Source organism: Lysinibacillus sp. HST-98 (assembly GCF_016757845.1).
GTDB classification, from domain to species: Bacteria; Bacillota; Bacilli; order Bacillales_A; family Planococcaceae; genus Lysinibacillus; species Lysinibacillus capsici.
Genome location: NZ_JAENHX010000001.1, coordinates 304824 through 331445, shown reverse-complemented (window position 1 = coordinate 331445; position 26622 = coordinate 304824). Strand labels below are relative to the sequence as shown.

The following is a 26622-nucleotide window of genomic DNA, read 5'->3' as shown; positions in this document are numbered from 1 at the left end:
ATTCTTTAAAATCTAAATATTTGGAAAATCGTAATTTTAGTGTCACGAATATGCTCGTTCATACGTTGTTTTTCTTCTTTTCTGTAAAAGTAGAATTTTGAGAATAATTAGTATTATTATAGGTGACATTAAAAAATTACTAAGTTAGGAGAATTCTTTGATATGTCGCAAATGTTAGCACTGACGATAGTACTTGCTATTCTTTACATCGGAGATATCGTAGCAACAAGAACGAAGGCGTGGATTCCATCTGTGTTCGTCTGTGCGGTATTATTTTTAATTGGCTATTGGACATTCTTCCCAAAAGATATTGTTAGTATTGCCGGGATTGGTCCAGTCGTTGCCACGATGTTAATGTATTTATTAATTACGAATATGGGTACACTTCTGTCCCTTAAGGAATTGAAAAACCAGTGGAAAGCCATCGTTATTTCTATAGCTGGTATTGTAGGCATCATCGCCATATTATTTACAATTGGTGCCTTGCTATTTGATTTAAAAACGATGATTGTTGCAGTTCCACCATTAGTCGGTGGTGTTGTGGCAGCACTAGTGATGTCAGAAGGCGCTTCTGCAGCTGGCTTAGAGGATCTAGCCGTCTTTGCCATTGTGATTTACGTCATTCAAGGTTTTGCAGGATACCCCATCACGTCCATTGTATTGAAGCGTGAAGCAAAACGTTTATTAAAAGAACACCATCAAGGGAATATACAATCGATAACAAAGGTAGAGGAAGATGTTGAACAGTCATCTGAGCAACCAAAATTATTGAGGAAAATTCCTGCCAAGTACAATACAGAATACTTTAAATTTTTCCGTTTAGCGCTTGTTGGATTATTAGCGTATGGTACATCTACAGCATTAGCACCTGTTGTGACAGTCAATGCATTAGTGCTATGCCTAGTGTTTGGTGTCCTTGCATCGACATTTGGTTTTTTAGAAAGACAACCATTGCAAAAAGCAAATGGCTTCGGTTTTGCCATTATGGGGTTAATGCTCTTTATATTTGATGGCTTAAAACAAGCTTCCCCTGAAATGCTGATGCGTATTATTGTGCCATTAGTAGTGTCTATTGTCTTAGCAGTCATTGGTATGTATATTTTCTCTTTCATCGCAGGGAAAGTGTTAAAGGTCAGCCCGAATTTAGCGTTTGCTGTATCCTTAACAGCGCTCTATGGGTTCCCAGCAGATTATATTTTAACGAATGAAGTAGTGAAATCGTCCACAACCGATGAAAAAGAACGTGAAATACTGTTAAGCCATATGTTGCCACCGATGCTTGTAGGCGGCTTCATTAGTGTAACGATAACATCTGTTATTTTAGCAGGTATTTTCGTAAGTTGGTTATAAAACAAGGAGAGAGTAATCATGAACAATATTAAACGCATTATTGCGGAATTAAATAGTGAGCTTGTGACGATTCGTCAAAAATTGCACAGTGAGCCAGAGCTTTCTTGGGAAGAATATGAAACAACGAATTATGTAGCAACGTATTTAGAGAACCTTGGTATTCCGTATAGACGAACAGAGCCAACAGGCATTATTGCGGAGTTAAAAGGGGGCAGGGAAGGAAAAACCGTTGCCTTACGTGCGGATATGGATGCATTGTCAGTTTATGAAATACGAGAAGATATTCCGTATCGCTCTAAAACGGATGGTAAGATGCATGCCTGTGGTCATGATGCGCATACAGCCATGTTGCTGATTGCAGCTAAGACATTACATACGGTACAAGAAGAAATTGAGGGAACAGTTCGTTTTATTTTCCAGCCAGCCGAAGAAGTAGCTACAGGCGCAAAAGCGATGGTAGAGCAAGGAGCAATGAAAGGTGTAGATAACGTCTTTGGTATTCATATTTGGTCACAAATTGACACAGGGAAAATTCAGTGTAATAAAGGTCCTGCCTTTGCCTCTGCTGATATTTTCAAAGTGCGCTTTAAAGGGCAGGGCGGTCATGCCGCAGTCCCACATGATGCCATTGATGCCGTAATGATTGCTTCAACGTTTGCTTTGAATGTCCAAACAGTTGTGGCACGTACAGTCAATCCACTTCAACCTGCCGTTCTTACAATTGGAAAAATGGAGGTTGGCACACGCTTTAATGTAATTGCTGAAGATGCCATTTTAGAAGGGACTGTGCGCTGTTTTGATCAAGAGGTCCGTTCACATATCGAAGCGCAAATTCGTCATTATGCTGACCAGATTGCCTCACTTTATGGTGGCACAGCAGAGGTCGTTTATGAATATGGTACACAAGCCGTCAACAATGATGTGGCGAGTGCCAGCTTAGTCGAGCGCCTTGCAGCTGAACATTTTGGCGTGGATGCTTATCATGTTGATGATCCGACAATGGGTGGAGAAGACTTTAGCTTTTACTTAGATGAAGTACCTGGCTGTTTTGCTCTAGTAGGCTCAGGCAATACAGAAAAGGACACACGCTGGGCACATCATAACGGCCATTTTAATATCGATGAAGATGGTTTGCGCGTTGGAGCCGAATTATATGTACAATATGCGTTAACTTGGTTAAGCGAAAACTAATAAAGTGAAGTAACTAAGCTTCTTATGAAATTAGTATAAATTCACCTTAGCTGGTCATAATAAAGAAGATTTCACTTATGAAATCTATAATGATGAGGAGGATGAAAAATGAGTAGGTTCGAACAACTAGACCCCAAATCTCAAAAAATCCACCGCAACTGGTCAAGGATTAAGCGATCAAAATCGCAAGTAAATGGTGAAACGGAGATTACTCTCCATAACCGTCTCTTGCGAAGTGAAGCAAAGGCCCGTCAGTTTTAATCATGCTAGAAAAGTAAGTGTCATCAAGCCCAGAAAAAAATTCTGGGTTTTTCTTTATGACTAAGAAAGATGTATTATATTGTAAGAAAGTAATATCTAACAGAAAAGGAGAGGAAAGCTATGATTAATCCTATTCCCATTTATCTACAGCAATTTGCAGGAAACGTCCAAATTTTAGATGATGTTGAATCCCAGTTTCAGCTTCATTCTAGTGCAGGCAATGAACAATTTGAAATTTGGTATTACGGTGATTTACTAATGATTGAAGGGGAGGAAATGCCTTATATTACAGGCCCAACCGCTAGAATCGTTGCTAAAGATCCTTTATCCGCCGAGGAAATTTTGCTCTTTGATGCGACTCTACATGGTTATAATGCGCTATTTTGTGAGGCGTATACAGAGAATCACCGTGACAACCGTCCACTAGAAAAATATAATTTACCCGAAACAAAAGTCATATTATCATTTTTCTATAACATCGACTATGACGAAGAAATAGACGACTATGAGGTAGATGAACAAGAAAATGTTCAACTTATCAATGGAGAAACCACTAACTGGGAAACGATTAAAAGAAATGGCTATGATGCATTTGCTTTTTATATCAAAAAAGAAGATGGAACTCTTTTAGCATTTGCTGAAGAAGAACTAGCCTAATAAGAAAGGATTTTTGCGAAATGCAACTGATACAATTTACACAAGATTTAGCAAACCCCATTCATCAATACCAATCCATCGATACATTCTATAGAAAAATCACGAAAACAGAAGTGCCTACGACGATCGGTTTCATCTATATTGAGTCAGGTGGAGTGGTTGGTATGCATGAAGCCCCTGTTCCACAGCTATTTATCGTTATTAATGGCGAAGGATGGATAAGAGGTGAAGATGGTGAAAAAATCACCATAAAGACGGGACAGGGAGTACTATGGCATCAAGGACAGGCACATGAATCTGGTAGTATAACTGGCTTAACAGCACTTGTTATCCAAGCGGAGCAGATAAATCTTACATAAATAAAAGTGTAACGGTAGTTGCAAGAACCGTTACACTTTTTCATATTGTTTAACCAATTTAACTGTCTTAAGTAGATGACCATCAAATTGTTCATCAAATTCTTCTATTGCTACAAATCCCTTTGCTTGATAAAAATGCATACCAATTTTATTTTCTTTGTCTACACAAACAAATAAAGACGATAGATTTGGGAGCATGCGTAGTCCTTCCTGTAAAAGTGCGGTACCCACGCCCTTACCATGCATATGAGGATGTAAATAAATCGCATGTAGCTCTGCCTCACCTTGTGTTACATTTGAAAAATTAGCAAAGCCTACTAGCCATTCGTCAAAAATTGCAACAAGAAACGGACTGTTGATAAGACGTTTGATTAATCGTTCTCGACTATAGGCTAGTTGTAAAAAACGATCTTGAATGTCACGTGGAATGATTCTTTCGTATGTATGATGCCAGCTTATTCTAGCAATTTCTTGTACAAAAGTAATGTCATTTTCTTGCATCTGTCGTATAATAAGTGTCAACACTTTTCACCTGCAATTCCAATTTTTTTCTTTATTGTAACATTCAATCATTCAAAGGGGGTCACTTTCATGCAAGTAATTGAAAAAGCATTTGGCTATATTACGCGAACGCATGAGGATCAATTACAGGTACTCGTATTTGAACAGAATTCAGTTGGGGCAGGTATCCAGGTGCCCAAAGGTACGGTTGAGGAAGGGGAAACACCTTTAGACGCTGTGAAACGTGAAATGCTAGAAGAAACAGGTCTAACCACACTTGTCGTTCAAGCGTTAATAGCACAGGACTATTTTAATCATCCATCAGGTGTTTTACAGAAACGGTATTTTTATCATTTAACATCCGATGAAACACGGGATGCATGGCAACATCATCCAACAGGCTTAAACGAAAGGGATTTAATCTTTTCGTTCTATTGGATTTCAGCTGAGCAAGATGCCCTGCTAGCAAAGGGGCATGGCGATTATTTATACCGATTGTTAGCAAAGGTGAGAAATTGAACCTATTATAATAAAACCGCGTCAACTGGACGCGGTTTTTATGTTGATTCAATTAGCCTTGGCAGCAATCTCTAGGGCTTGTGCAAAATCAGCAATTAAGTCATCAACATGCTCAAGTCCTACAGAAAAACGTAGAAGGCCATCTGTGATGCCTCGTTTAGCACGCTCTTTTGGCTCCATAGCAGCATGACTCATTTTTGCAGGGTAAGAAAGAATAGATTCTACTCCTCCAAGAGAGACCGCAAATACTGGAATTGTCATCGCCTCAACCAATGCCTTTGCAGCTGCATAGCTTGGTAGTCGGAAGGATAAAACGGCCCCAGGACTTGTGCTTTGACGTTGATGAATAGCGTAGCCAGGATGTGAAGCAAGCCCTGGATAGTAGACCTGCTCAACTAGTGGATTACTAGCCAAATAAACAGCAATTTTTTGTGCAGATTCAGCAGAACGACTAAAACGTACATCTGTTGTTTTGATGTTTTGTAGAAGTGTGAATGAATCCTGTACACCTAAAATATTACCGAATGAATTTTGGATAAAGTAGAGATCCTGACCTAGCTTATCATCGGCAGTAACCGTTAAGCCAGCAATAATATCAGAATGTCCAGATAAAAACTTTGTTGCACTATGAATAACGACATCTACACCAAGTTCTAGTGGGCGTTGGTGTAACGGTGTCATAAAAGTATTATCCAAGAATGTAAGGCAGTGGTGTTGCTTGGCAAGCGCCACTACACCACATATATCTGTAATGCCTAACGTTGGATTTGATGGGGTTTCCATATAAAGTAGTTTTGTAGCTGGCGTGATTGCTGCTTCTACAGCTGCTAGATCCGTAAAATCTACAAATGTATGGGAAATCCCAAAGCGTGGCAACACCTTTGTTACAAAACGATAGGTTCCACCATAAACATCCTCAGTCATGACGATATGATCTCCCTGCGATAACAGCATTAATGCTGCTGATACGGCAGCGATTCCAGATGAAAATGCATGGGCACGAACACCACCCTCAAGCTCTGCTACAGCTTTTTCTAATGCATCTCTTGTAGGGTTGCCTGAACGAGCATAATCATATTCTCCGAATTCATCTATACTTTCTTGATGGAAAGTAGAGGACAGATACATCGGGACATTAACAGCCCCTTTTTTATCACCATAGCCATCACGAACACCTGCGTGAATGAGGCTTGTTTCAATACGTTGCTTCATCCATTACGCCTCTTTTCTAAGGATATCAAATACTTGTCGTAAGTCTGCAATTAAATCTTCTGCTTCCTCAATGCCAACAGAGAAGCGTAATAAACGATCACAAACGCCACGCTCCACACGTTTTTCATAAGGCATATCTGCATGTGTTTGTGTAGCAGGATACGTAATAAAGCTTTCAACACCGCCAAGACTTTCAGCAAAAGTAATTAACTTTAAGTTACGAAGGAATGGGTCAATCCACTCAGGCTTTTGCAAGCGGAATGACAGCATGCCACCTTTTCCAGTATAAAGGACATCTGTCACTAACTCTTCTTCCTCTAAGTAAGCAGCAATCGCCTTCGCATTGGCATCATGTTGCTTTAAGCGTAGATGCATTGTTTTTAGACCACGAATAAGTAACCATGAATCCATAGCTCCTAGCACCATGCCACTACCATTATGAATAAAGCCAATACGTTCAGCTAATTCTGTGCCTTTAGCAACCACTAGCCCAGCTAAAACATCATTATGACCACCAATATACTTCGTTGCAGAATGAAGCACAATATCTGCGCCTAATTCAATAGGGCGTTGGAAGTATGGCGTATAAAATGTATTATCCACAATTAACCATGCCCCATGCTTATGTGCTAACTCCGCATACACTTGTAAATCAAATTCCTGCATAAGTGGATTTGTTGGTGTTTCAATAAATATTGCACGTGTATTTTCATTCATTAATGCTTCCACCTGTTCAACTGATTCAAATTTTGAATAAACAGGCTTGATATTATAAGTATCTTGGAAGAAGTTAAATAGTCTATATGTACCGCCGTATAAATCATCTGGCACGACTAATTCATCGCCTGGTTTAAATAGGGATAATACCAATTGAATGGCAGCCATCCCGGAACTACAGGCAAAGCCCATATCGCCACCCTCTAAATCAGCAATTCCTGCTTCTAAAAGAGCACGTGTTGGATTTTTTGTACGTGTATAGTCAAAACCTGTAGATTCACCAATCCCAGTATGTTTATAAGCAGTCGATAAATGAATGGGCGGACTCACAGCTCCTGTTGCTGGGTCACTTAAATTACCAAGTTGTACAAGCTTTGTTTCAATACTTCTGTTTAATGTCATGACGTCACTCTTTTCTTCAATATTATTAAAAGCAACAACTTTCGCTTTCAATTTAATAGTATTCTCAATAATTGTTACCAATTTAACATGGATACTAAAGAAGAACAAGGTGATTTCTGAAAATTAGCTAGATTATTTATAGTTAAACACCTAGGAATAGTAGGAGATTCCGGAATAAAGATAGAGCTGAAGAAGTGGAGGATAATTTCAAGTTAGCGGATACAAGATAGAAAGTAGCGGATAGAACGTGAAAAGTGATGAATAGAGCGGACAAAGTGAGGGATAGGTTCTGAAATAGCGGATAGAACGTGAAAAGTAGCGGATACAACGTGAAAAGTGATGGATAGAGCAGACAAAGTGAGGGATAGGTTCTGAAATAGCGGATAGAGCACAAAAAGTAAAGGATACAAAATAAAAACATCTGCCTCCTTTAAATGAGAGACAGATGCTTTAACAACATGTTAGGCTTGTTCTTTTTTCAGTAAGTCGCGAATTTCTTTGAGAAGCTCTTCTTTGGCGTCGAGTTCAGGTGCTGGTTCTTCCACGACTGCTTCTTCTTTTTTACGTGTAAGCTTAGTCATAATTCGTAAGGCCATAAAAATGGCAAATGCTATGATTAAAAAATCAATGATGGATTGTAGAAATACACCAAAATTGATTTGAGCTTCACCTGAGCCAAAAACAAAACTCTTTGTTAAATCAATACCACCCGTTAAAATACCGACCAATGGCATGATGATATTTTCAACTAAGGAGGTAACAATTTTACCGAAAGCACCACCAATGACTACTGCTACTGCTAGATCGACAATATTGCCTTTCATCGCAAATTCTTTAAAGTCTTTCCACAAAATAAATTCCTCCCTATTAATATCCAATAAACGAATCAATCTGTATTTTACTATATTTTTACTAAACCTTTCAACTGCTTTCATAGTGGAAATTGGAAGACTTCGATCTTTCAAAATTAAAAGATACTGCACATTACGGAAAATTTGGTAATATAGAAAAAGAATACTAGATTAGGTGTGACGTATGGCAAAGAAAAAGAATAACAAACCCATGTTATCACCCGCGACAAAATTGGGTATGATAGCATTATTGATTCCAATTGCAATTACTGTGTATGTCCTCACATTTTTTGCTTGGAAGGAGCTTCAAACATTACCGATATTCGAAAAGCTTGTCCAGCAAAAGGCAATTGAGGAGATTCAACAGCATTTCGATATGAAAATTCCTGAGCAATACATTCCCGTTTATGTAGCTGCAGAAGAAAAATATGGGGTACCATGGACATTACTTGCTGCGCATCATCGTATTGAAACGCGTTTTTCTACGGTAAAATCAATGGTATCATCTGCTGGGGCAGAGGGGCATATGCAATTCATGCCCTGTACATTCGTCGGCTGGCAACATCCCACATGCGCTGGTTTAGGAAAAGGAAACATCACGAAAAATGAATTGATGAATCCTGAGACAATTGCTAAATACGGAGGATATGGCGTAGATGCAAATGGGGATGGAATAGCAGATCCTTATGATATTGAGGATGCAGTATTTAGTGCTGCAAATTACTTATCTAAATACGGTGCTGCGACAGGGAATATTAAGAAAGCTGTTTATCAATACAACCATAGCGAGAAATATGTCGAGGATGTGTTATATTACTACCAGTTGTATGATGATTTTCACGATGAACTCCAAGCAGCTGTTCTTTTACATGAAGAAAAATAAAGAGCCATCACACTGGATGGCTCTTCATTACATATTTAAGTTGCTTTACGCATACCTTTTAAAATAAGGCTGACGATAAAGATCAACACGATAGCACCGATTAGTGCTGGGAACACGTAGAAATCACTTACTCTCCAGCCCCAGTTCCCTAAAACCATACTACCAATCCAAGAACCGACAATACCTGCAATAATATTCCCGATGATGCCGCCTGGTACATCTTTACCTAAAATGACGCCAGCTAACCAACCAAGAATTCCTCCAATAATTAAATACCAAATGAAACTAATCATTACTTTCATCTCCTTAAATTTAAGATATAATGGCGATTACTTAGTTATACCCTGAATGGAGTAGATTAAACACTGTGATTTGTTTAGTAATTATTACATGTTGTAAATAAGGCTGTAGACAAATGAATGCAGCTCCTTTGCTGTGCTCACTTTATAGCTAATCCAACTGCATAAATTACTGTGAAAATGGCCACATTAACGACAATTACTTCTATATTGTACATACACCGATTATCGCTTACTTCTATAGTATGTTCATGCATTCAATTCGTACCAGAAATGCATGCAACGCCCAATCGACAGTAACAATAAAATACAGCCATTTAACTAAATTATTTACTACAATAGCCATTTCATTCGTGAAAAAATACATTATTTATTGAAACAGAATGTCAATTCCCTGTACAATTCCTTATTTCCTGTGAGAATTTTTAGAGTAGAGAAAGAAAAATGGGTAAATTTCCACTTTTTAATAGTTTGAAAATTCTGTATAAAGGGATTATAATGTAGAAAAGGAGCGTGGTCGTATGAATATGGCTGTTATGAAACGTTTAAATCGTCAAGGCTTTTTAATTGCTGGTTTGCATTTATTAGTGATGCTAAATCTTGCAGCTGATTTCTTATACGCATCGTAACCAATTTAATAGAAAGGTGAATGAAATGTTTATCCTATATTAAAACAACCGTGTAGTCTTATTGTAAAACAGGCGCACGGTTGTTTTATTTTGTTTAATTAACTGAAAAAAGGAATTATTCCGTTAAGTGTCAAATACATAGTACAGACAAGGGAGTGATGAAATGACGTTCAGATTCGATCAAGCATTTTGTGATTTGGAAAGGCCATTTGCATGGTTAGACTTAGATGCACTAGATAAAAATATACAAATGGTTCAAGATGCTTGTGGTGGAAAACAAATTCGTATTGCAACAAAATCGATTCGTTCTATTGAGGTGCTTCGTTATATACAGAAAAAACTTGTGAATGTTGTGGGATTAATGACATTTACTGCAACAGAGACCCTTTTTTTATTAGAGCAACAGTTTGATGACTTATTGCTTGGCTATCCAGTAATGGAGGAAGCAACGATTCGTCGATTGTTGTATTTTGTAAAGGAAGGAAAAATCGTCACCTTTATGGTAGACAGACCAGAACATATCCAACTATTGGCTAAACTAGCACAAGAGATTGGCGTACGTGTACAGGTTTGCATTGATCTTAATGTGTCAAATGATTTTAAAGTATTGTATTTTGGAACAAAGCGTTCGTCATTGTCTTCTCTTGAAACGTTGACACCTTTTTTACAAACCATACAAAACACCCCTGTAATTGAAGTGGTAGGAGCGATGGGCTATGAGGCTCAAATAGCAGGGGTTGGCAATCGTCCAGCAAATGCTGTAAAAGGTAGAGTCATAGAAGCCATGCAAATACAAGCCAAAAAGCAAGTAACACAGTTTCGTCGATTAGCGGTCGCCCATATCAAGGCTTATTTTCCAAATCTGCGCTTTGTTAATGGTGGGGGATCAGGAAGTATGACGTACACCAATCAACAGAAGGAAGTAACGGAAATTACAGTTGGCTCGGCTTTTTATGCACCTGCATTGTTCGATCAATTTACACATTTACAGCTAGAAAAGGCTGCTGGATTTGCCTTACGTGTAACAAGAATGCCTGAAAAAAATATCGTTGTTTGTCATGGGGGAGGCTATACGGCTTCTGGAGCAATTGGGATGGATCGTTTGCCTGTATTCTATGACCCTACCACTTTTGCATATCTTAGCCTAGAAGGCGCAGGGGAAGTGCAAACACCCATAAAGGTCAAAGAGAAAAGTATCAATGTTGGCGATACCATTTATTTTCGACATGCGAAGGCTGGAGAGCTTTGTGAGCGCTTTCAGGCCCTGCATGCTATTCGTGGGGACAAGTACGCTGGACATTACACAACATATAGGGGGGATGGACAATGTTTTCTATAGAAAAATGGCGGAATGGTGAAAAGTGGACAAACTGGGCTGGTAATGTTATTTCCTATCCGAGTGAAATGTATTTACCACACTCCATTGATGAAGTTTCAGCAATTGTGAAGCATGCGTGTCAATCAGGAAAGACAATTCGTGTCACAGGTGCTGCTCATTCTTTTAGCGCTGTGGCTATGCCTGAGCATATAGCTATTTCCTTACATAATCTGCGTGGATTAATCGCTGTGAATGAGGAAAGGCAGGAGGCAACATTATGGGCAGGGACCTACCTATATGAAATTGGTCCGATGCTAGCAAAACACGGTTTTGCGTTAATCAATATGGGCGATATACAGGAGCAAACCATTGCAGGGGCAGTGTCAACTGGCACACATGGCACAGGGGTTACACTTGGTTCTCTCTCGTCAGCTGTCCAAGCATGGGGATTTGTAGATGGTACTGGTACTTATCAGGAACATAGGAGAGGGATGGATGATTTATCTGAAGCGCTGCATGTATCTCTTGGGATGTTAGGTGTTCTGGTCAAAGTAACGATTAAGGTCATACCATTATATGGTTTGCATTATGTGGGGGCAAGAGAAACATTGACAAATGGTCTCTCGTTATTTGCTGAGGATATTCGTCAACATCGTCATGTGGAATGGTTTTATTTCCCAGGTAGTGAAACAATTCAAGTAAAACGGATGAATACGGTCGCGCCCGTCTTTCAAAGCGAATGGAATAAAAAAATAGAAACGTTAAAGCTACAAATAGTAGAAAATGGGGCTTTTTTTGCGATGTCAGCGCTTTGTAAGTGGAAACCAGGTTTAAGTGGTACCATGAGTAAGATAGCGGCTGCCAATGTGGTAGAAAGTGAAAAAGTAGGGATAAGCTATGAAATTTATCCTTCACCTCGTAGCGTGAAGTTCCAAGAGAGTGAATATGCCATCCCGTTATCACAGTTTGAAGCTTGTTTGGAGGAAATCCATGCAACGTTTAAAAAAGGGACTTTTAATGTGCATTTTCCTTTAGAGTGTCGAACAACAGCAGGCGAAGCAGGTTTTTTAAGTCCAACACAAGGGCGTGAGTCAGCTTTTATAGCCTTTCATATGTATAAGGGAATGGCAGAAGAGCCTTATTTTAAATGGGTGCATACATTGATGCAAAAATATGAAGGTCGCCCTCACTGGGGAAAACAACATCATTTAACAGCGCAAACGGTCTATGCGTTGTATCCAGAGATTGAAAAGTTTTTAAATATTCGACACCAATATGATCCTGAACAAGTATTTTTTACAGGATACTTAAAAAAGTTGTTTCTATTGTAAGCGTTATCTTGAGGATTGAATGATTTAGCTTATTCAAATATATGGCAATTATTTATTTACTCATTTTTGCTTATTATTAAAAAATTAAAATTTGAACGAAATGTCAAAATTATTATCAAAGCGAGATAAAACTGATGCTTAATCAGCATGTAAACGATTTCAATTTTGACAGATTTTTTGAATTGTTTAAACAATTCAAAAAATACTGTTGACGAGACCTTTTTTTCGTACTATGATAACAACAATCTTTACAGCAGTAATCGTCTAAGAGACTATTACTCTATAAACAAAAAATAAAAAGACAGAACATTTTGTCTATATAAATGAACATAGTATGGATAGCAATGAGGGGCGTTTAAAATGAGAAGTGACATGATTAAAGTAGGCGTAGATCGAGCGCCACATCGAAGTCTTTTATATGCAACAGGCAAAGTAAAAGCAAAAGATCTAGGCAAACCATTTATTGGGGTTTGTAACTCTTATATCGACATAATACCAGGTCACGTTCATTTACGTACGTTCGCTGATGTAGTGAAAGAAGCTATTATAGAAGCGGGTGGTATTCCATTCGAATTTAACACAATTGGCGTCGATGATGGTATTGCAATGGGGCATATAGGTATGCGTTATTCCTTACCGAGTCGTGAAATTATAGCAGACTCTGCTGAAACTGTTATTAATGCACATTGGTTTGATGGCGTATTTTATATTCCAAACTGTGACAAAATTACACCAGGAATGCTTATGGCAGCAGTTCGTACGAATGTACCATCTATCTTTGTTTCAGGTGGTCCAATGGAGGCGGGAACTTCTGCAGCAGGGAAACAGCTTTCCTTAACATCTGTGTTTGAAGGTGTAGGAGCCCACAAATCAGGAAAAATGTCTGCGGAAGAGCTGTTGGATATTGAGAATAATGCTTGTCCAACATGTGGCTCATGCTCAGGCATGTTTACAGCAAATTCGATGAACTGCTTAATGGAAATGCTTGGTGTTGCTTTACCTGGAAATGGTACAATCGTTGCCACTTCTGAAGAGCGTCACAAGCTGATTAAAGAAGCAGCTAAACAATTAATTCGCATGGTCAAGGAAGACGTTAAACCTCGCGATATTATTACAAAAGAGGCAATTGATGATGCATTTGCTCTTGATATGGCAATGGGAGGCTCAACAAATACAGTTCTTCATACATTAGCAATTGCCAATGAAGCCGAGATAGATTACAACATTGAAGATATTAATAAAGTAGCGGAAAGAGTGCCTTATTTAGCAAAAATCATGCCTGCTTCAGATATTTCAATGGATGATATTAATAAAGCAGGTGGCGTAAGTGCCATTATTAATGAATTAACATCTATTCCAGGTGCTATTCATCCAGACCGTCCAACCGTAGCAGGCGTTACAATGGGTGAGCTTGTCAAAGATTATCACATCACGAATGATCAAGTCATTCGAACAAAAGACAATCCATATAGTGCTGTAGGTGGATTATCAGTTTTATTCGGTAACATCGCACCAGATGGCTCTGTTATTAAAGTAGGGGCAGTTGATCCTTCTATCAAAGTATTCAAGGGCGAGGCTATCGTCTTTGATTCACAAGAAGCAGCACAAGAAAACATTGATAATGGAACGGTGAAAGAGGGCCATGTAGTCGTCATTCGCTATGAAGGACCTAAGGGTGGCCCAGGGATGCCAGAAATGCTCGCACCAACATCTGCCATTCAAGGTCGAGGCCTTGGTACAAAGGTTGCATTAATTACAGATGGTCGTTTCTCAGGGGCATCTCGAGGTATTTCAATTGGCCATATTTCACCAGAAGCTGCTGAAGGCGGTCCAATCGCTTTAGTAGAAAACGGAGATATTATCGAAATTGATCTACCAAATCGTACGATTAATTTACAAGTTTCAGATGAAGTTTTAGCTGAACGTCGTGCAAAATTACCAGTCTTTGAGCCAAAAATCAAACGTGGTTGGTTAGCAAGATATTCAAAATTAGTGACGAGCGCTTCTACTGGAGGCGTAATGAAAATTTAACAACTAGATAAATAAAAACGTTGATGAGGTTAAAGGTTCTAGAGCCTTGTATCTACCAGAGAGCCGGTCGTGCTGGAAGCCGGCGATACAACTAGATCCGACATCCCCTCGGAGTGGGCTATTAAACGTGTTTACACCATTAGATAGCTCCGGGCATAGTCGAAAGTGCTCGTTATTAATGAATAAATGTTTTATGACGCTATATTGGATGCGATGTCTTTCGCATTGGTGCATAAATGCAGTCATTTATTCGCGAGGTAGCAATTATTTGCTATAAAAAAGGGTGGTACCATGGAAAGTCTTTTTCATCCCTACGTAAGGTAGTTCTTTGCGTGTGGAGAAAAAGGCTTTTTATTATTTTCACGATGCAATTGAACAGCCTCTCAACGAAAAGGATGAGAGGAATAGTCAATCCAGCTATTGACACTTCACTAATCTACAACACTGTTGTGTGAGTTTGAAAGAAATGAAGGAGGCATAATTTGATGAGTGCGAATGTTTCAATCAATGAACAAGAACAATTAGCTACAACAGCAACAGCTGAACAAACCTATCAAGCGAAGGACGGTGCAGATGTATTAGTGCAGGCATTGCACGATCAAGGGGTTGAAATTGTCTTTGGCTATCCTGGAGGAGCCGTATTACAAATTTACGATGCGATGTATAAAAACCCTATTCGCCATATTTTAACAAGACATGAACAGGGTGCTATTCATGCGGCGGAAGGCTATGCTCGTGTTTCAGGTAAAACAGGCGTTGTTATTGCCACAAGTGGACCTGGTGCAACAAACCTTGTAACAGGTATTGCGGATGCCATGATCGATTCTATTCCATTGGTTGTTTTTACAGGACAGGTTGCGACATCTGTGATTGGAACAGATGCTTTCCAAGAAGCGGATATTATGGGGATTACAACACCGATTACAAAGCACAACTATCAGGTGCAGGATGTCAATGATATCCCCCGCATTGTGAAGGAAGCTTTCCATATCGCTAGCACAGGTCGTAAGGGGCCAGTTGTCGTGGATTTCCCAAAAAACGTTTCCCAAATGTTGTTTGATGTAGAGAATCCACCGCAAGCACCTGATGAAATTTATTTACCAGGTTATCAGCCAACATATAAACCAAATTATTTACAAATCCAAAAGGCGATTCAAGCCATTTCATTGGCAAAAAACCCAATCATCTTAGCAGGTGCAGGTGTTCTTTTTGCGGATGCACGTGAGGAATTAACGACTTTCGCAGAAAAATATCGTATTCCAGTAACGAACACATTGCTAGGCTTGGGCTCCATCCATGGTGAACATGACTTATTCCTTGGAATGGCTGGGATGCATGGAACAGCTACAGCAAATACAGCGATCACAAAATCGGATTTATTACTCAATATTGGGGCACGATTTGATGATCGTCTAACAGGTAATCTAGCTACATTTGCACCAAATGCAACGATTATCCATATCGATATTGATCCTGCTGAAATTGGCAAGAATGTACCGACAGATATTCCAATTGTTGCTGATGCCAAAGAGGCTTTAAAAGCACTGTTGAAAAAGGATTTCCAAGGTCCTGATACAGATGATTGGTTAGCTTATTTAAGGAATCATGCGATGGAATATCCATTATGGTATTGCAAGGATACAAATACGCAAGAAATCCTACCACAAGAGGCATTGCAATTAGTGCACAAGATTACTGAAGGGAATGCCATTGTGACGACAGATGTTGGGCAGCATCAAATGTGGGCAGCGCAATATTATCATTTAAATAATGATCATGCATGGGTAACGTCTGGTGGACTTGGTACGATGGGCTTCGGCTTCCCGGCCGCAATTGGCGCTCAATTTGCGAAGCCAGACAAAAAAGTTATCTCGATTGTAGGAGATGCAGGATTCCAAATGACGGCACAGGAGCTATCCATCCTACAGGAATTTAACTTACCAGTAAAAATAGTGATTTTGAATAATAGCTGTCTAGGCATGGTGCGTCAATGGCAACAAACATTCTATGAAGAGCGCTATTCATCATCACTTATGCCGATCCAACCAGATTTTGTTAAGTTAGCTGATGCTTATAACATTAAAGGCTATCGAATTAACACAATCGATGAAGCAGAGTCTATTTTCCGTGAGGCACTGCTGTCTGATGAGCCAGTATTAATTGACTGTCGAGTGAAACAGCTTGAATGTGTTTACCCAATGGTAGCACCTGGCAAAGGCTTACATGAAATGATTGGGGTGAAAAAGAATTGAAGCGAGTAATTACCGTAACTGTGATTAACCAAAGTGGTGTATTAAACCGTTTGACAGGTTTATTGATGAAGCGTCAGTTCAATATTGAATCGATTACAGTAGGTCATACGGAGCAACCGAATTTTTCAAAGATGACCTTCGTTGTCAACGTAGAGGATGAACGCAAAATTGAACAGCTAGTGAAACAGTTATCCAAGCAAATTGATGTGTTAAAGGTCAATGACATTACCGATAAATCGATTGTTCTGCGAGAGCTAGCACTAGTAAAGGTGATTTCCCCACCAAATTTACGTTTGGAAATGAATTCAATTGTTGAACCGTTCCGTGCCCAAATTATTGATACAGCCAAAAATGTTGTGACGTATCAAGTAGTAGGGCATCCAGAGAAGATTGATGCCTTTATCGAACTTATTCGACCATATGGCATTAAAGAACTTACACGTACAGGAGCAACTGCCTCCGTTCGTGAAACACAAAAAGTCTCAAACCCGCAGCTCTCTATTTTAAAATAGTTTGCATATAAAAATGAATAGCTTTATAGACAGAGCAAGTATCTAAAGCTAAAAAAACAAAACATATTCTAGGAGGAAATTAACTATGGCTACAATGTACTATGAGCAAAATATCAACGAGGACGTATTAAAAGGAAAGAAAATCGCAATTATCGGTTACGGTTCACAAGGTCATGCACATGCTTTAAACCTTAAAGAATCAGGTTTTGACGTGGTAGTAGGGGTTCGTCCAGGTGGATCTTTCGATGCGGCAAAAGCAGATGGTATTGACGTAAAAACAGTGGCTGAAGCAGCACAAGAAGCAGATGTTATCCAAATTCTACTACCAGATGAGCGTCAAAAAGCAGTTTATGAAGCGGAAATTGCGCCACATTTACAAGCTGGTAAAGCATTGATGTTTGCACATGGCTTCAATATTCATTTCGGTCAAATTACACCACCAGCAGATGTTGACGTATTTTTAGTAGCACCAAAAGGACCAGGACATCTAGTTCGTCGTCAATTCCAAGAAGGTGCTGGTGTACCAGGACTATTTGCTATTCACCAAGATGCTACAGGTCAAGCAAAAGATTTAGCGCTTGCATATGGTAAAGGAATCGGTGCTGCCCGTGGTGGACTTCTTGAAACAACATTCAAAGAAGAAACAGAGACAGACTTGTTTGGTGAACAAGCGGTACTTTGTGGTGGGGCAACACAGCTAGTAAGAGCAGGATTCGAAACATTAGTAGAGGCTGGTTATCAACCAGAATTAGCTTACTTTGAAACATTACATGAGCTTAAATTAATTGTTGACCTAATGTTTGAGGGCGGTATGGCAACAATGCGCTACTCAGTTTCAGATACAGCAGAGTGGGGAGATTATGTGGCAGGACCACGCATCATCGATGATTCTGTAAAAGCTCGTATGAAGGATGTATTAACAGATATCCAAGATGGTACATTTGCTCGTCGTTGGATTCAAGAAAATGAAAATGGTCGTCCAGAATATACAAAATTCAAAGAAGCTGGTGCGAACCATCAAATCGAAGAAGTGGGCGCGAAACTACGTGCTATGATGCCATTCATCAACGAAGGTAAAGAAAAAGTTGTGAGAGAAGTGGCGACAAGTGCGAAAAATTGATATTTTCGATACGACGCTTCGCGATGGTGAACAATCTGCTGGGATCAACTTAAACACAGCCGAGAAGATTGAAATTGCCAAACAATTAGAGCGCCTTGGTGTGACAATTATAGAAGCAGGATTTCCTGCTTCGTCACCCGGTGACTTTGATGCAGTCCATCGCATTGCAGGTACAGTAAAAAACTCCATTGTGACGGGGCTAGCTCGCTGTATCCAAAAGGATATTGATGCTACATGGGAAGCGATAAAAGTAGCACAACAGCCACATATTCATATTTTTCTAGCCACATCACCTATTCATATGGAATACAAATTAAAAAAATCTCCTGATCAAGTGATGGAGCAAGCGGTAGAGGCTGTTAAATACGCTAAAAAGTTCTTCCCACTTGTACAATGGTCTGCTGAGGATGCATTCCGCTCTAATCGCGAATTTTTAGTGAGAATTATGAACGAAGTGGTTGCTGCTGGTGCAACAACGATTAATGTTCCAGACACTGTAGGATATGCATCCCCACAAGAATATGGTGCATTATTTAAGTTCCTACTGGAAAATGTCAAAGGTGCTGACAAAGTAAAATTCTCCGCCCATTGTCATGATGATTTAGGGATGGCAACAGCTAACACGATTGCCGCAATAGAAAATGGTGCTGCACAAGTCGAAGGAACGATCAATGGTATCGGCGAACGCGCAGGTAATGTGGCACTCGAGGAAATTGCTGTAGCACTTCATATTCGCAAGGACATCTATCAGGTGCAAACAGGCATTCAGTTGCAAGAAATTAAACGTACGTCTCAATTAGTCAGTAAATTGACAAATGTTGTGATTCAGCCAAATAAAGCGATTGTAGGAAGAAATGCATTTGCACACGAATCGGGCATCCATCAAGACGGTGTCTTAAAAAATCCAGAAACCTATGAAATTATTTCACCTGCTTTAATCGGCGAAGGTGAAATACCATTAGTTCTCGGGAAACATTCTGGTCGTGCAGCCTTCCGTGATCGTGCGGAAACAATGGGCTTTCATCTTTCTGATGAAAAGTTGAACAAAGCATTTGTGGAATTTAAAAAATTGGCTGATCGTAAAAAAGAAATTACAGGGGAAGATTTACTCACACTTCTTACTGAGCAACAAGTTCAAGTAGAAGATGTACCACTCTTTGATTTGAAAATGGTGCAGGTTCAATATGGTACTGAAAATATTCCTACAGCGACAGCCATTGTGCTTACACCTGAGGGACTAGAAAAAACCGTTGTAGCTACTGGCTCTGGTTCAGTAGAAGCCATTTTTAATACACTGGAGCAACTTGTACCTGGAGCTGTACATGTCATTGATTACCGTGTGACATCGGTTGGCAAAGGACGAGATGCACTGGGTGAAGCGGTTATTAATATTCGCTATGATGAGGTTTCGACTACAGGCCGTAATTCCTCTCAAGATGTTTTAGAAGCATCGGCAAAAGCTTATTTAAATGCTATTAACCGTCATTTAATACAAGCAAGCCTTCGCGCACATCCTGTATAGGTCTCTGAGATAGTGAATTGTATGAAGTACCATTCACAAGTCGGATGCAATGATGTCATGGCGTATTGTATCAATTAACCAAAAATTACGCTTAGACGTAATGACTACGCTCACTTTGATAAAAGGTAGGTGAGCGTCTTTACTAAATTAGCGAATACGCTATACAAAGAAAGGTGTTTTGACGATGGAGAGAAAAATTACAGTACTTCCTGGTGATGGAATTGGTCCAGAGGTTGTTGCTTCTGCTGTGCGTGTATTACAGGTGATTGGTAAACGATTTAATCATACATTTCATTTAGGATATGCAACAATTGGTGGTGCTGCAATCGACCAGCACAATAATCCATTACCGGATGAAACGATCGAGATGTGTGAAAATAGTGATGCGATTTTATTAGGAGCTGTAGGTGGTCCAAAGTGGGATCAAAACCCTCCTGAATTACGCCCAGAGAAAGGGTTACTGCGAATTCGGAAACACTTCGATTTATTTGCCAATCTACGTCCAGTAAAGGCGTTCCCGAGTTTACTAGATGCTTCACCATTAAAGCGTGAAGTGGCTGAGAACGTTGATTTAATGATTGTACGTGAACTAACAGGTGGCGTATACTTCGGGGAACCACGTATGCGTACTGAAAATGGCGCAATTGATACAACGGTTTACTCTAAAGCAGAGGTAGAGCGTATCGTTGAAAATGCCTTTGAACTAGCACGTTTACGTGGTGGCAAATTATGCTCTGTTGACAAGGCGAATGTGCTTGAAACAAGTCGCTTATGGCGTGAAGTTGTAGAAGCAAAGAAAAAAGAGTATCCAGATGTAATCGTAGAACATAATCTAGTAGACTCTGTCGCAATGAAACTTATTACAAATCCTGGACACTATGATGTAGTCGTTACTGAAAATATGTTTGGTGATATTTTAAGTGATGAAGCATCTGTTATTACTGGTTCTCTAGGTGTTTTACCATCTGCATCCATTCGTGGTGATAATTTTGGCTTATATGAACCAGTACATGGCTCCGCACCAGAAATTGCAGGGCAAGGTGTAGCAAATCCTGCTGCAACCATTTTATCCGTAGCAATGATGCTGCAATATTCATTCGGCTTAAAAGAAGAAGCAGCAGAAATTGAACGCGCTGTAAGTGCAGTATTTGATGATGGCTACTTTACAGCAGATCTTGCTCGCGACGGCAGTCGCATTTTATCAACTAATGAATGGACAGATAAGGTAATTAACGAAATTGATACTAGCTTTGTATCACAAAGTATTATGACAACATATATTTAAAGAAATAGGTGAAGACAATGGGTAAAAATATAATTGAAAAGATTTGGGATAAACATGTTGTTTATCAGGAAGAGGGCAAACCGGACCTGTTATATATTGATCTTCATTTAATTCATGAAGTAACATCTCCGCAAGCTTTTGAAGGGTTACGCATGAACGGACGTAAAGTGCGCCGTCCTGATTTAAGCTTTGCGACAATGGATCATAACGTACCAACAAAAAATTTACCAACTATCCATGATCCCATTGCACGCAATCAAATCGAAACATTAGCTAAAAATGCTGAGGAATTTGGTGTTGAGTTAGCAGGCATGGGACACCCTGACCAAGGGATTGTCCATGTTATTGGGCCAGAGCTTGGATTAACACAGCCTGGTAAAACCATTGTTTGTGGGGATTCTCATACATCGACTCACGGTGCCTTTGGGGCCATTGCATTTGGTATTGGGACATCAGAGGTGGAGCATGTATTATCGACGCAAACGCTATGGCAAAATAAGCCGAAAACGATGGAGATTCGTGTCGAAGGGGAGCTACCAGTTGGAGTAGCAGCAAAGGATATTATCTTAGCCATCATTGCCAAGTTCGGTATTGGTGTTGGTACAGGACATATTGTGGAATTCACTGGAGAGGCTATCCACAAACTATCTATGGAAGAACGCATGACCATTTGTAATATGTCAATTGAGGCAGGCGCAAAAGCTGGACTTATCTCACCTGACCAAACAACAGTCGATTATATTCGTGGACGCAAATATGCACCGCAAGGAGAAAAATTGGAAGAAGCAGCCGCTTACTGGTTAAGTCTTGCTTCAGACGAAGATGCAACGTACGATACGGTTCGTATTATAAAAGCTGAAGAAATTGAACCAATCATTACGTGGGGAACAAACCCATCAATGGGTACTGGTGTTTCTGGGCATGTTCCAACACAAGCAGATTATGAGGATGAATCTGACAAGGCGGCACTTCAAAAAGCACTGGCCTATATGGGCTTAGAGGAAGGACAGCCATTAACATCCATTGACATCCAGCATGTCTTCATTGGCTCCTGCACAAACTCACGCATTAGTGATTTGCGTGCAGCTGCTGATGTTATTAAAGGGCGTAAGGTGCATGACAAGGTCACAGCCATCGTTGTCCCAGGCTCACATACAACGAAAAAACAAGCAGAGGCAGAAGGTTTAGATAAAATATTTATAGATGCAGGCTTTGAATGGCGAGAGTCTGGTTGCTCGATGTGTCTTGCGATGAATGATGACGTCGTACCAGCTGGAGAACGCTGTGCCTCTACCTCAAACCGCAACTTTGAAGGACGTCAGGGCGCTGGAGCTCGTACACATTTAGTGTCACCACCAATGGCAGCAGCCGCTGCGATTGCAGGTCACTTCGTCGATGTACGTGAATTTGTGAAGGAAACGGTGTAAGTCTTGCTTTACTCGAAAGGGATGATTGAAAAATGGAACCAATTAATATCGTAAATAGTGTCATCACACCACTTGATCGAAAAAATGTTGATACCGATCAAATTATTTCAAAAGAATTTCTAAAACGTATTGAGCGCACAGGTTTTGGACAGTTTTTATTTTACCATTGGCGTTTCGATGCACAAGGGAATGAAATAGCTGACTTTGTGTTAAATAAACCTGAATTTAAAGAATCTAAAATTCTAGTGGCACAAGATAATTTCGGCTGTGGCTCCTCTCGTGAACATGCACCATGGGCTATTTTAGATTACGGCTTTAACGTTGTCATTGCACCTTCCTTTGCAGATATTTTCCATAATAACTGCTTCAAAAACGGTATCTTACCGATTAAGCTAACAGAATCGGAATGTGATGCTATTTTAGCAAAGGGCTTAGCAAAGCCCTATAGTATGGAAGTAAATCTTGTCGAGCAAACCGTAACAGGAGAAGATGGTACAGTCTATCATTTTACAATTGACCCGTACTATAAAGAAACGTTACTGAATGGTTGGGATGAAATCGCCTTAACCTTTATATATGAGGACCACATCGCCGCATATGAGGCGAAGCGAGTAGCCTATTAATTGATATGACTGAAGACAAATTTGATGTTGTCTTCAGTTTTTGTTTGTAGTGTATTTCCTATATGAAATTATTTATAATAAAGAAAACATCAAATGCGAAGATGGCACTATGTTATCATTATAAAATTATTTGTATATTAAAGGACAAATCCAGCCAGCTTTTGAAAACGTCCCTAAAACAGTCGATAGGTATTTCGAAAATTTTTAGTTTATACGAACTTTTATACTGTTAAGCTACTGAAATGATACCGCTCATTTCAGTTATTTTTTATTTTATCAAAAGATGAAAGGTAGGAATTCCATGATTACAGTTATAGGAAGTTTAAATATGGATTTAGTTGTACAAATGAATGCTTTTCCAAAGCAGGGAGAAACCATTCTAGGTAACTCGTTTCAAACAGTTCCAGGAGGAAAAGGGGCTAATCAAGCAGTTGCCGCAGCTCGTCTTGGCAGTGAGGTGGCGATGGTTGGCTGTTTAGGGAATGATCATTTTGGTGAGACATTACATGCCGCTTTACAAAAAGAGCAGATTCAGACAAAGGCCCTTGTAAAAAGCACCACTGCTCCTACAGGCATAGCTAATATACTTATTTACAATAGCGATAATCGAATTGTTGTCGTTCCGGGAGCTAATTATGACTTAAGCATATCCCATCTTGAAGCTTCAAAAGAGTTGATACAAAAAAGTCACTTGGTAATTATACAGCTTGAAATCCCTAAAGAGACGACAGCCCATGCTATTCATTTATGTAAAGAAGCGGGTGTTCCGATACTGTTAAACCCTGCCCCAGCAGCTAATTTTGAGGTGCAGTGGATGGAGGATATTACCTATTTAACACCTAACGAAACGGAATGTGCTGAAATTTTTAACGAGCCAGTGGAACAAGTTTTAGAAAAATATCCTAATAAATTAATCGTGACGCTAGGAAGTGACGGTGCACGTTATTTCGATGGCTCCTATCCAATTCATGTACCAGGTTATATGACAACAGTCGTGGATACTACGGGGGCAGGTGATACCTTTAATGGGGCTTTAGCCTATGCTTTAGTAGAAGGGCAATCGTTGGATGAGGCTGTATATTTTGCTAATATCGCTGCTTCTTTATCTGTAGAGAAATTAGGTGCCCAAGGTGGAATGCCAGCACTTGGAGCTGTTTATGCACGTATGGCTGGTTTGGAGGAATAGGACAAAGGTCAGCTATTCAGCAACCTTGGAGAGAAATCTCCAAGCCTAATACTTCTAAACTCATAGCTGGTACTATTCCCTTTAGTCTGTGTAGCAATCATATATGAAGCAGACAAGAAATAGGTGTAAGGATGAATTCCTATTTGTCATATAATCGAATAAGTATATTGTCCTCTTTTCATCCATCCATGTATTAGAAAAGCCATAGTTTCATTTATAATGGTCTTATAGATACATACGAAAAGAGGTTTTGAGGATGACGAACATTGACAATACGCCAATCGAAAATACAACCTCAGCGAATAATATTTTGCCGCAATTTGTTGACCAACTACGACACTTGTATGGCATCATCGTCCAAAATACATATGTGAAAGATACAGCAAAACATTTAAATCGAATCATTCAAGATGCCAATAACCAGACCATGATTTTAATAGTTGGAAAAGAGCGGGTGGGCAAAACAACACTTGTGAATGGACTTCTAGGACGCGAAATATTATCGGTAGATGATCAGCATCCAACAAGTGTAAATACGTTTATACGATACGGCGAGCAAGAAGAGATTAAAGCTTATTTTTTAGATGGTGTTGTCGCTGTATTTGATCTCAGTAAATTAGAACTACTAACAACTGGCGATACGTTTGCTTCCCAGATTTTACGTGAACATTTAGATTACCTAGAAGTCTATTTGAAAAATGATTTATTAAAATCCGTGACAATAATTGATTCTGTGTCATTAGAAGCTGGCGGGGGAGAAATGGCTTATTTTTCAGAGGCGCTTATGAATCGTGTTGATGAAATTTTCTGGGTGTTACGCGCTGGTTCAATGGCAATGGATGCTGAACTTCTATTGATTGAAACGTTAAAAAATAAAGGTGTTGAACCTTTATGTGTCATCAATGGCATCGATGATGAGGAACATCCCACAGCATTTATGGAATCTGAACAACAACGTATTGGTCATTTGATGAGTGATTTTATAGGGATTTCAGCCATTAATGCACTAGTAGCCAAACGCACAGACAATCATGAGCTTTGGCAAAAAAGTCAGTATGATCAATTAATTACTCACATTCATCGTGTGGCTGAAAACAGTGATAAAAAAACATATGCCATCCTAATTCGCTTCTTACAATGGCTTGAACGATTCCGCTTCGAATTGACTGTAATTCCACAACGAGATCCATTTCAATCTGCTGTAGAGAATATTGAAAAATACGCAGGCGATACCCAATATGAATATTCTCGCTATCAACGTGACTTAGCAATTGTCAAAGAATATGAGCAAGAATATGAACAGGTAGCGAATACGTTTAAACAGGTTCAAACACTGTATCAGCTATTACAAACGATAGCGCAACATGATTATTTACACGATTCCAAGGTGGAAGAATTTACTGAAATTGCTGTGCACTATCAACAAATGTTGCGTGAATACCGCAACATGCACAGTGAGTATTTACGCGAATATGAACGTTTAGATGCACAACATAAAAAAATTCATGGTAAAGGTCTAATGAAAGCTTTCTTTGGCCAACATACACAAAATGAATTTTTCAAAGAGCGTGTTCAAAAACTAAATGAGCAGCAAGAGGTTTGTATCGCCCAATATGCCATGGTACAACAGGCAGAGGTTTCAATGCTACAGGCAATTCGAGACACACAGCCTGTTTTAATTGACTTAGTGAAAGAACGCATGAGCCGTATTGAACAAAAGGTACAAAAACTAAATCAACAGCGTGCAAAAGATAAGCGTCAGTTAAAGCGCTATGCTGAAAAATTAAATGAATTTTCTTGCTTAATCGAAGCACAGGGTTATATAAAAGAGCATCTTCAACCATTTTTAATGAATGAGCAAATGCCGTTGAAATCGAAGGATATTACTATGCTTGAGGAAACTGTTCAGGCTATTTTAGCCATTGATTTATCGAACAATGGCTTACTCGCACGAAGTCAAATGAATAATAAAATGGAAAGTATTGCAATACCTTTTGATGTGCAAGAAAAATATCCCCTGCAAATGCTTGCCTTAAGGGAAGAAGATGTAAAATCAAATGATATACCCGAAATACCCAAAAAATTAGTTGTCCAATATGAAGATTAGATTTTCACCAACGTTCTAAAAGTAGCATGCTTTTAGAACGTTTTCTTTATGGTATGAAACAAATCATTCCAGTTTTA

24 protein-coding genes are annotated in these 26622 nt (G+C 39.4%); 19 read left to right on the top strand and 5 right to left on the bottom strand.

The window, feature by feature from the left end; all coding sequences use genetic code 11:
* Window positions 1-162 precede the first annotated feature (162 nt).
* The 5 genes from JIN86_RS01720 to JIN86_RS01700 all read left to right on the top strand — a co-directional run bounded on the left by JIN86_RS01720 (window position 163) and on the right by JIN86_RS01700 (window position 3818).
* Complete coding sequence (locus JIN86_RS01720) at window positions 163-1350, top strand: hypothetical protein (RefSeq protein ID WP_004231376.1); 1188 nt, start codon at window positions 163-165, stop codon at window positions 1348-1350.
* Window positions 1351-1368: 18 nt separating this feature from the next.
* Window positions 1369-2541: an amidohydrolase gene (locus tag JIN86_RS01715; RefSeq protein WP_004231379.1), complete on the top strand. Its 1173-nt coding sequence runs from the start codon at window positions 1369-1371 to the stop codon at window positions 2539-2541.
* A 108-nt stretch (window positions 2542-2649) separates the two neighbouring features.
* Window positions 2650-2802: a YpzG family protein gene (locus tag JIN86_RS01710; RefSeq protein WP_004231380.1), complete on the top strand. Its 153-nt coding sequence runs from the start codon at window positions 2650-2652 to the stop codon at window positions 2800-2802.
* A gap of 120 nt (window positions 2803-2922) precedes the next feature.
* Window positions 2923-3459: a hypothetical protein gene (locus JIN86_RS01705; protein ID WP_004231381.1), complete on the top strand. Its 537-nt coding sequence runs from the start codon at window positions 2923-2925 to the stop codon at window positions 3457-3459.
* A gap of 20 nt (window positions 3460-3479) precedes the next feature.
* Complete coding sequence (locus JIN86_RS01700) at window positions 3480-3818, top strand: cupin domain-containing protein (RefSeq protein ID WP_004231385.1); 339 nt, start codon at window positions 3480-3482, stop codon at window positions 3816-3818.
* Window positions 3819-3848: 30 nt separating this feature from the next.
* Here the strand turns inward: JIN86_RS01700 and JIN86_RS01695 are convergent, their stop codons facing one another.
* Window positions 3849-4340 carry a GNAT family N-acetyltransferase gene (locus JIN86_RS01695; RefSeq protein WP_202341119.1) on the bottom strand — a complete coding sequence of 164 codons (492 nt, stop codon included), beginning with the start codon at window positions 4338-4340 and terminating at the stop codon, window positions 3849-3851.
* 69 nt (window positions 4341-4409) lie between these two features.
* On the opposite strand from JIN86_RS01695, the gene JIN86_RS01690 reads away from it, so the two are divergent.
* Window positions 4410-4838: an NUDIX hydrolase gene (locus JIN86_RS01690; RefSeq protein ID WP_009370292.1), complete on the top strand. Its 429-nt coding sequence runs from the start codon at window positions 4410-4412 to the stop codon at window positions 4836-4838.
* A gap of 48 nt (window positions 4839-4886) precedes the next feature.
* On the opposite strand, the gene JIN86_RS01685 is transcribed toward JIN86_RS01690, so the two are convergent.
* From JIN86_RS01685 to mscL, 3 genes are all read right to left on the bottom strand, one after another.
* On the bottom strand, window positions 4887-6050 hold the full coding sequence (locus JIN86_RS01685; RefSeq protein WP_202341118.1) for an aminotransferase class I/II-fold pyridoxal phosphate-dependent enzyme: 1164 nt from the start codon (window positions 6048-6050) through the stop codon (window positions 4887-4889).
* A gap of 3 nt (window positions 6051-6053) precedes the next feature.
* Window positions 6054-7169, bottom strand: coding sequence for a methionine biosynthesis PLP-dependent protein (locus JIN86_RS01680; protein ID WP_039884999.1), 1116 nt, complete (start codon window positions 7167-7169; stop codon window positions 6054-6056).
* 461 nt (window positions 7170-7630) lie between these two features.
* Window positions 7631-8020 carry a large conductance mechanosensitive channel protein MscL gene (gene mscL, locus JIN86_RS01675; RefSeq protein ID WP_004231397.1) on the bottom strand — a complete coding sequence of 130 codons (390 nt, stop codon included), beginning with the start codon at window positions 8018-8020 and terminating at the stop codon, window positions 7631-7633.
* Window positions 8021-8204: 184 nt separating this feature from the next.
* On the opposite strand from mscL, the gene JIN86_RS01670 reads away from it, so the two are divergent.
* Entirely contained in the window at window positions 8205-8903 is a 699-nt protein-coding gene (locus JIN86_RS01670) for a lytic transglycosylase domain-containing protein (protein WP_004231399.1), read from the top strand.
* A 35-nt stretch (window positions 8904-8938) separates the two neighbouring features.
* Here the strand turns inward: JIN86_RS01670 and JIN86_RS01665 are convergent, their stop codons facing one another.
* Window positions 8939-9196 carry a GlsB/YeaQ/YmgE family stress response membrane protein gene (locus tag JIN86_RS01665; RefSeq protein ID WP_004231402.1) on the bottom strand — a complete coding sequence of 86 codons (258 nt, stop codon included), beginning with the start codon at window positions 9194-9196 and terminating at the stop codon, window positions 8939-8941.
* 798 nt (window positions 9197-9994) lie between these two features.
* Here JIN86_RS01665 and JIN86_RS01660 point away from each other — a divergent pair.
* The 12 genes from JIN86_RS01660 (at window position 9995) to JIN86_RS01605 (ending at window position 26545) form a co-directional block, all read left to right on the top strand.
* Window positions 9995-11170 (top strand): amino acid deaminase/aldolase, encoded by a 1176-nt coding sequence (locus JIN86_RS01660; RefSeq protein ID WP_004231407.1) that lies wholly within the window; start codon window positions 9995-9997, stop codon window positions 11168-11170.
* Window positions 11158-12480 carry a D-arabinono-1,4-lactone oxidase gene (locus JIN86_RS01655; protein WP_004231409.1) on the top strand — a complete coding sequence of 441 codons (1323 nt, stop codon included), beginning with the start codon at window positions 11158-11160 and terminating at the stop codon, window positions 12478-12480. The genes JIN86_RS01660 and JIN86_RS01655 overlap by 13 nt, the downstream gene beginning before the upstream one ends.
* 360 nt (window positions 12481-12840) lie before the next feature.
* Entirely contained in the window at window positions 12841-14511 is a 1671-nt protein-coding gene (gene ilvD / locus JIN86_RS01650; RefSeq protein ID WP_004231412.1) for a dihydroxy-acid dehydratase, read from the top strand.
* A gap of 485 nt (window positions 14512-14996) precedes the next feature.
* Window positions 14997-16763 (top strand): biosynthetic-type acetolactate synthase large subunit, encoded by a 1767-nt coding sequence (gene ilvB / locus JIN86_RS01645; RefSeq protein ID WP_202341117.1) that lies wholly within the window; start codon window positions 14997-14999, stop codon window positions 16761-16763.
* On the top strand, window positions 16760-17275 hold the full coding sequence (gene ilvN / locus JIN86_RS01640; protein ID WP_004231416.1) for an acetolactate synthase small subunit: 516 nt from the start codon (window positions 16760-16762) through the stop codon (window positions 17273-17275). The genes ilvB and ilvN overlap by 4 nt, the downstream gene beginning before the upstream one ends.
* A gap of 85 nt (window positions 17276-17360) precedes the next feature.
* Window positions 17361-18395, top strand: a complete 1035-nt coding sequence (ilvC, locus tag JIN86_RS01635) for a ketol-acid reductoisomerase (RefSeq protein WP_004231418.1) — start codon at window positions 17361-17363, stop codon at window positions 18393-18395.
* Window positions 18382-19917, top strand: a complete 1536-nt coding sequence (locus tag JIN86_RS01630) for a 2-isopropylmalate synthase (RefSeq protein ID WP_202341116.1) — start codon at window positions 18382-18384, stop codon at window positions 19915-19917. Before ilvC ends, JIN86_RS01630 begins: the two co-directional genes overlap by 14 nt.
* Window positions 19918-20101: 184 nt before the next feature.
* The gene (leuB, locus tag JIN86_RS01625) at window positions 20102-21202 is read left to right on the top strand and encodes a 3-isopropylmalate dehydrogenase (RefSeq protein WP_004231422.1); all 1101 of its coding nucleotides are present in this window, start codon (window positions 20102-20104) and stop codon (window positions 21200-21202) included.
* A gap of 17 nt (window positions 21203-21219) precedes the next feature.
* On the top strand, window positions 21220-22629 hold the full coding sequence (gene leuC, locus JIN86_RS01620) for a 3-isopropylmalate dehydratase large subunit (RefSeq protein ID WP_004231424.1): 1410 nt from the start codon (window positions 21220-21222) through the stop codon (window positions 22627-22629).
* Window positions 22630-22661: 32 nt separating this feature from the next.
* The gene (gene leuD, locus JIN86_RS01615) at window positions 22662-23252 is read left to right on the top strand and encodes a 3-isopropylmalate dehydratase small subunit (protein WP_202341115.1); all 591 of its coding nucleotides are present in this window, start codon (window positions 22662-22664) and stop codon (window positions 23250-23252) included.
* Window positions 23253-23553: 301 nt separating this feature from the next.
* On the top strand, window positions 23554-24438 hold the full coding sequence (rbsK, locus tag JIN86_RS01610; protein ID WP_202341114.1) for a ribokinase: 885 nt from the start codon (window positions 23554-23556) through the stop codon (window positions 24436-24438).
* A gap of 256 nt (window positions 24439-24694) precedes the next feature.
* Window positions 24695-26545: a dynamin family protein gene (locus JIN86_RS01605; protein ID WP_202341113.1), complete on the top strand. Its 1851-nt coding sequence runs from the start codon at window positions 24695-24697 to the stop codon at window positions 26543-26545.
* Window positions 26546-26622: the final 77 nt, after the last annotated feature.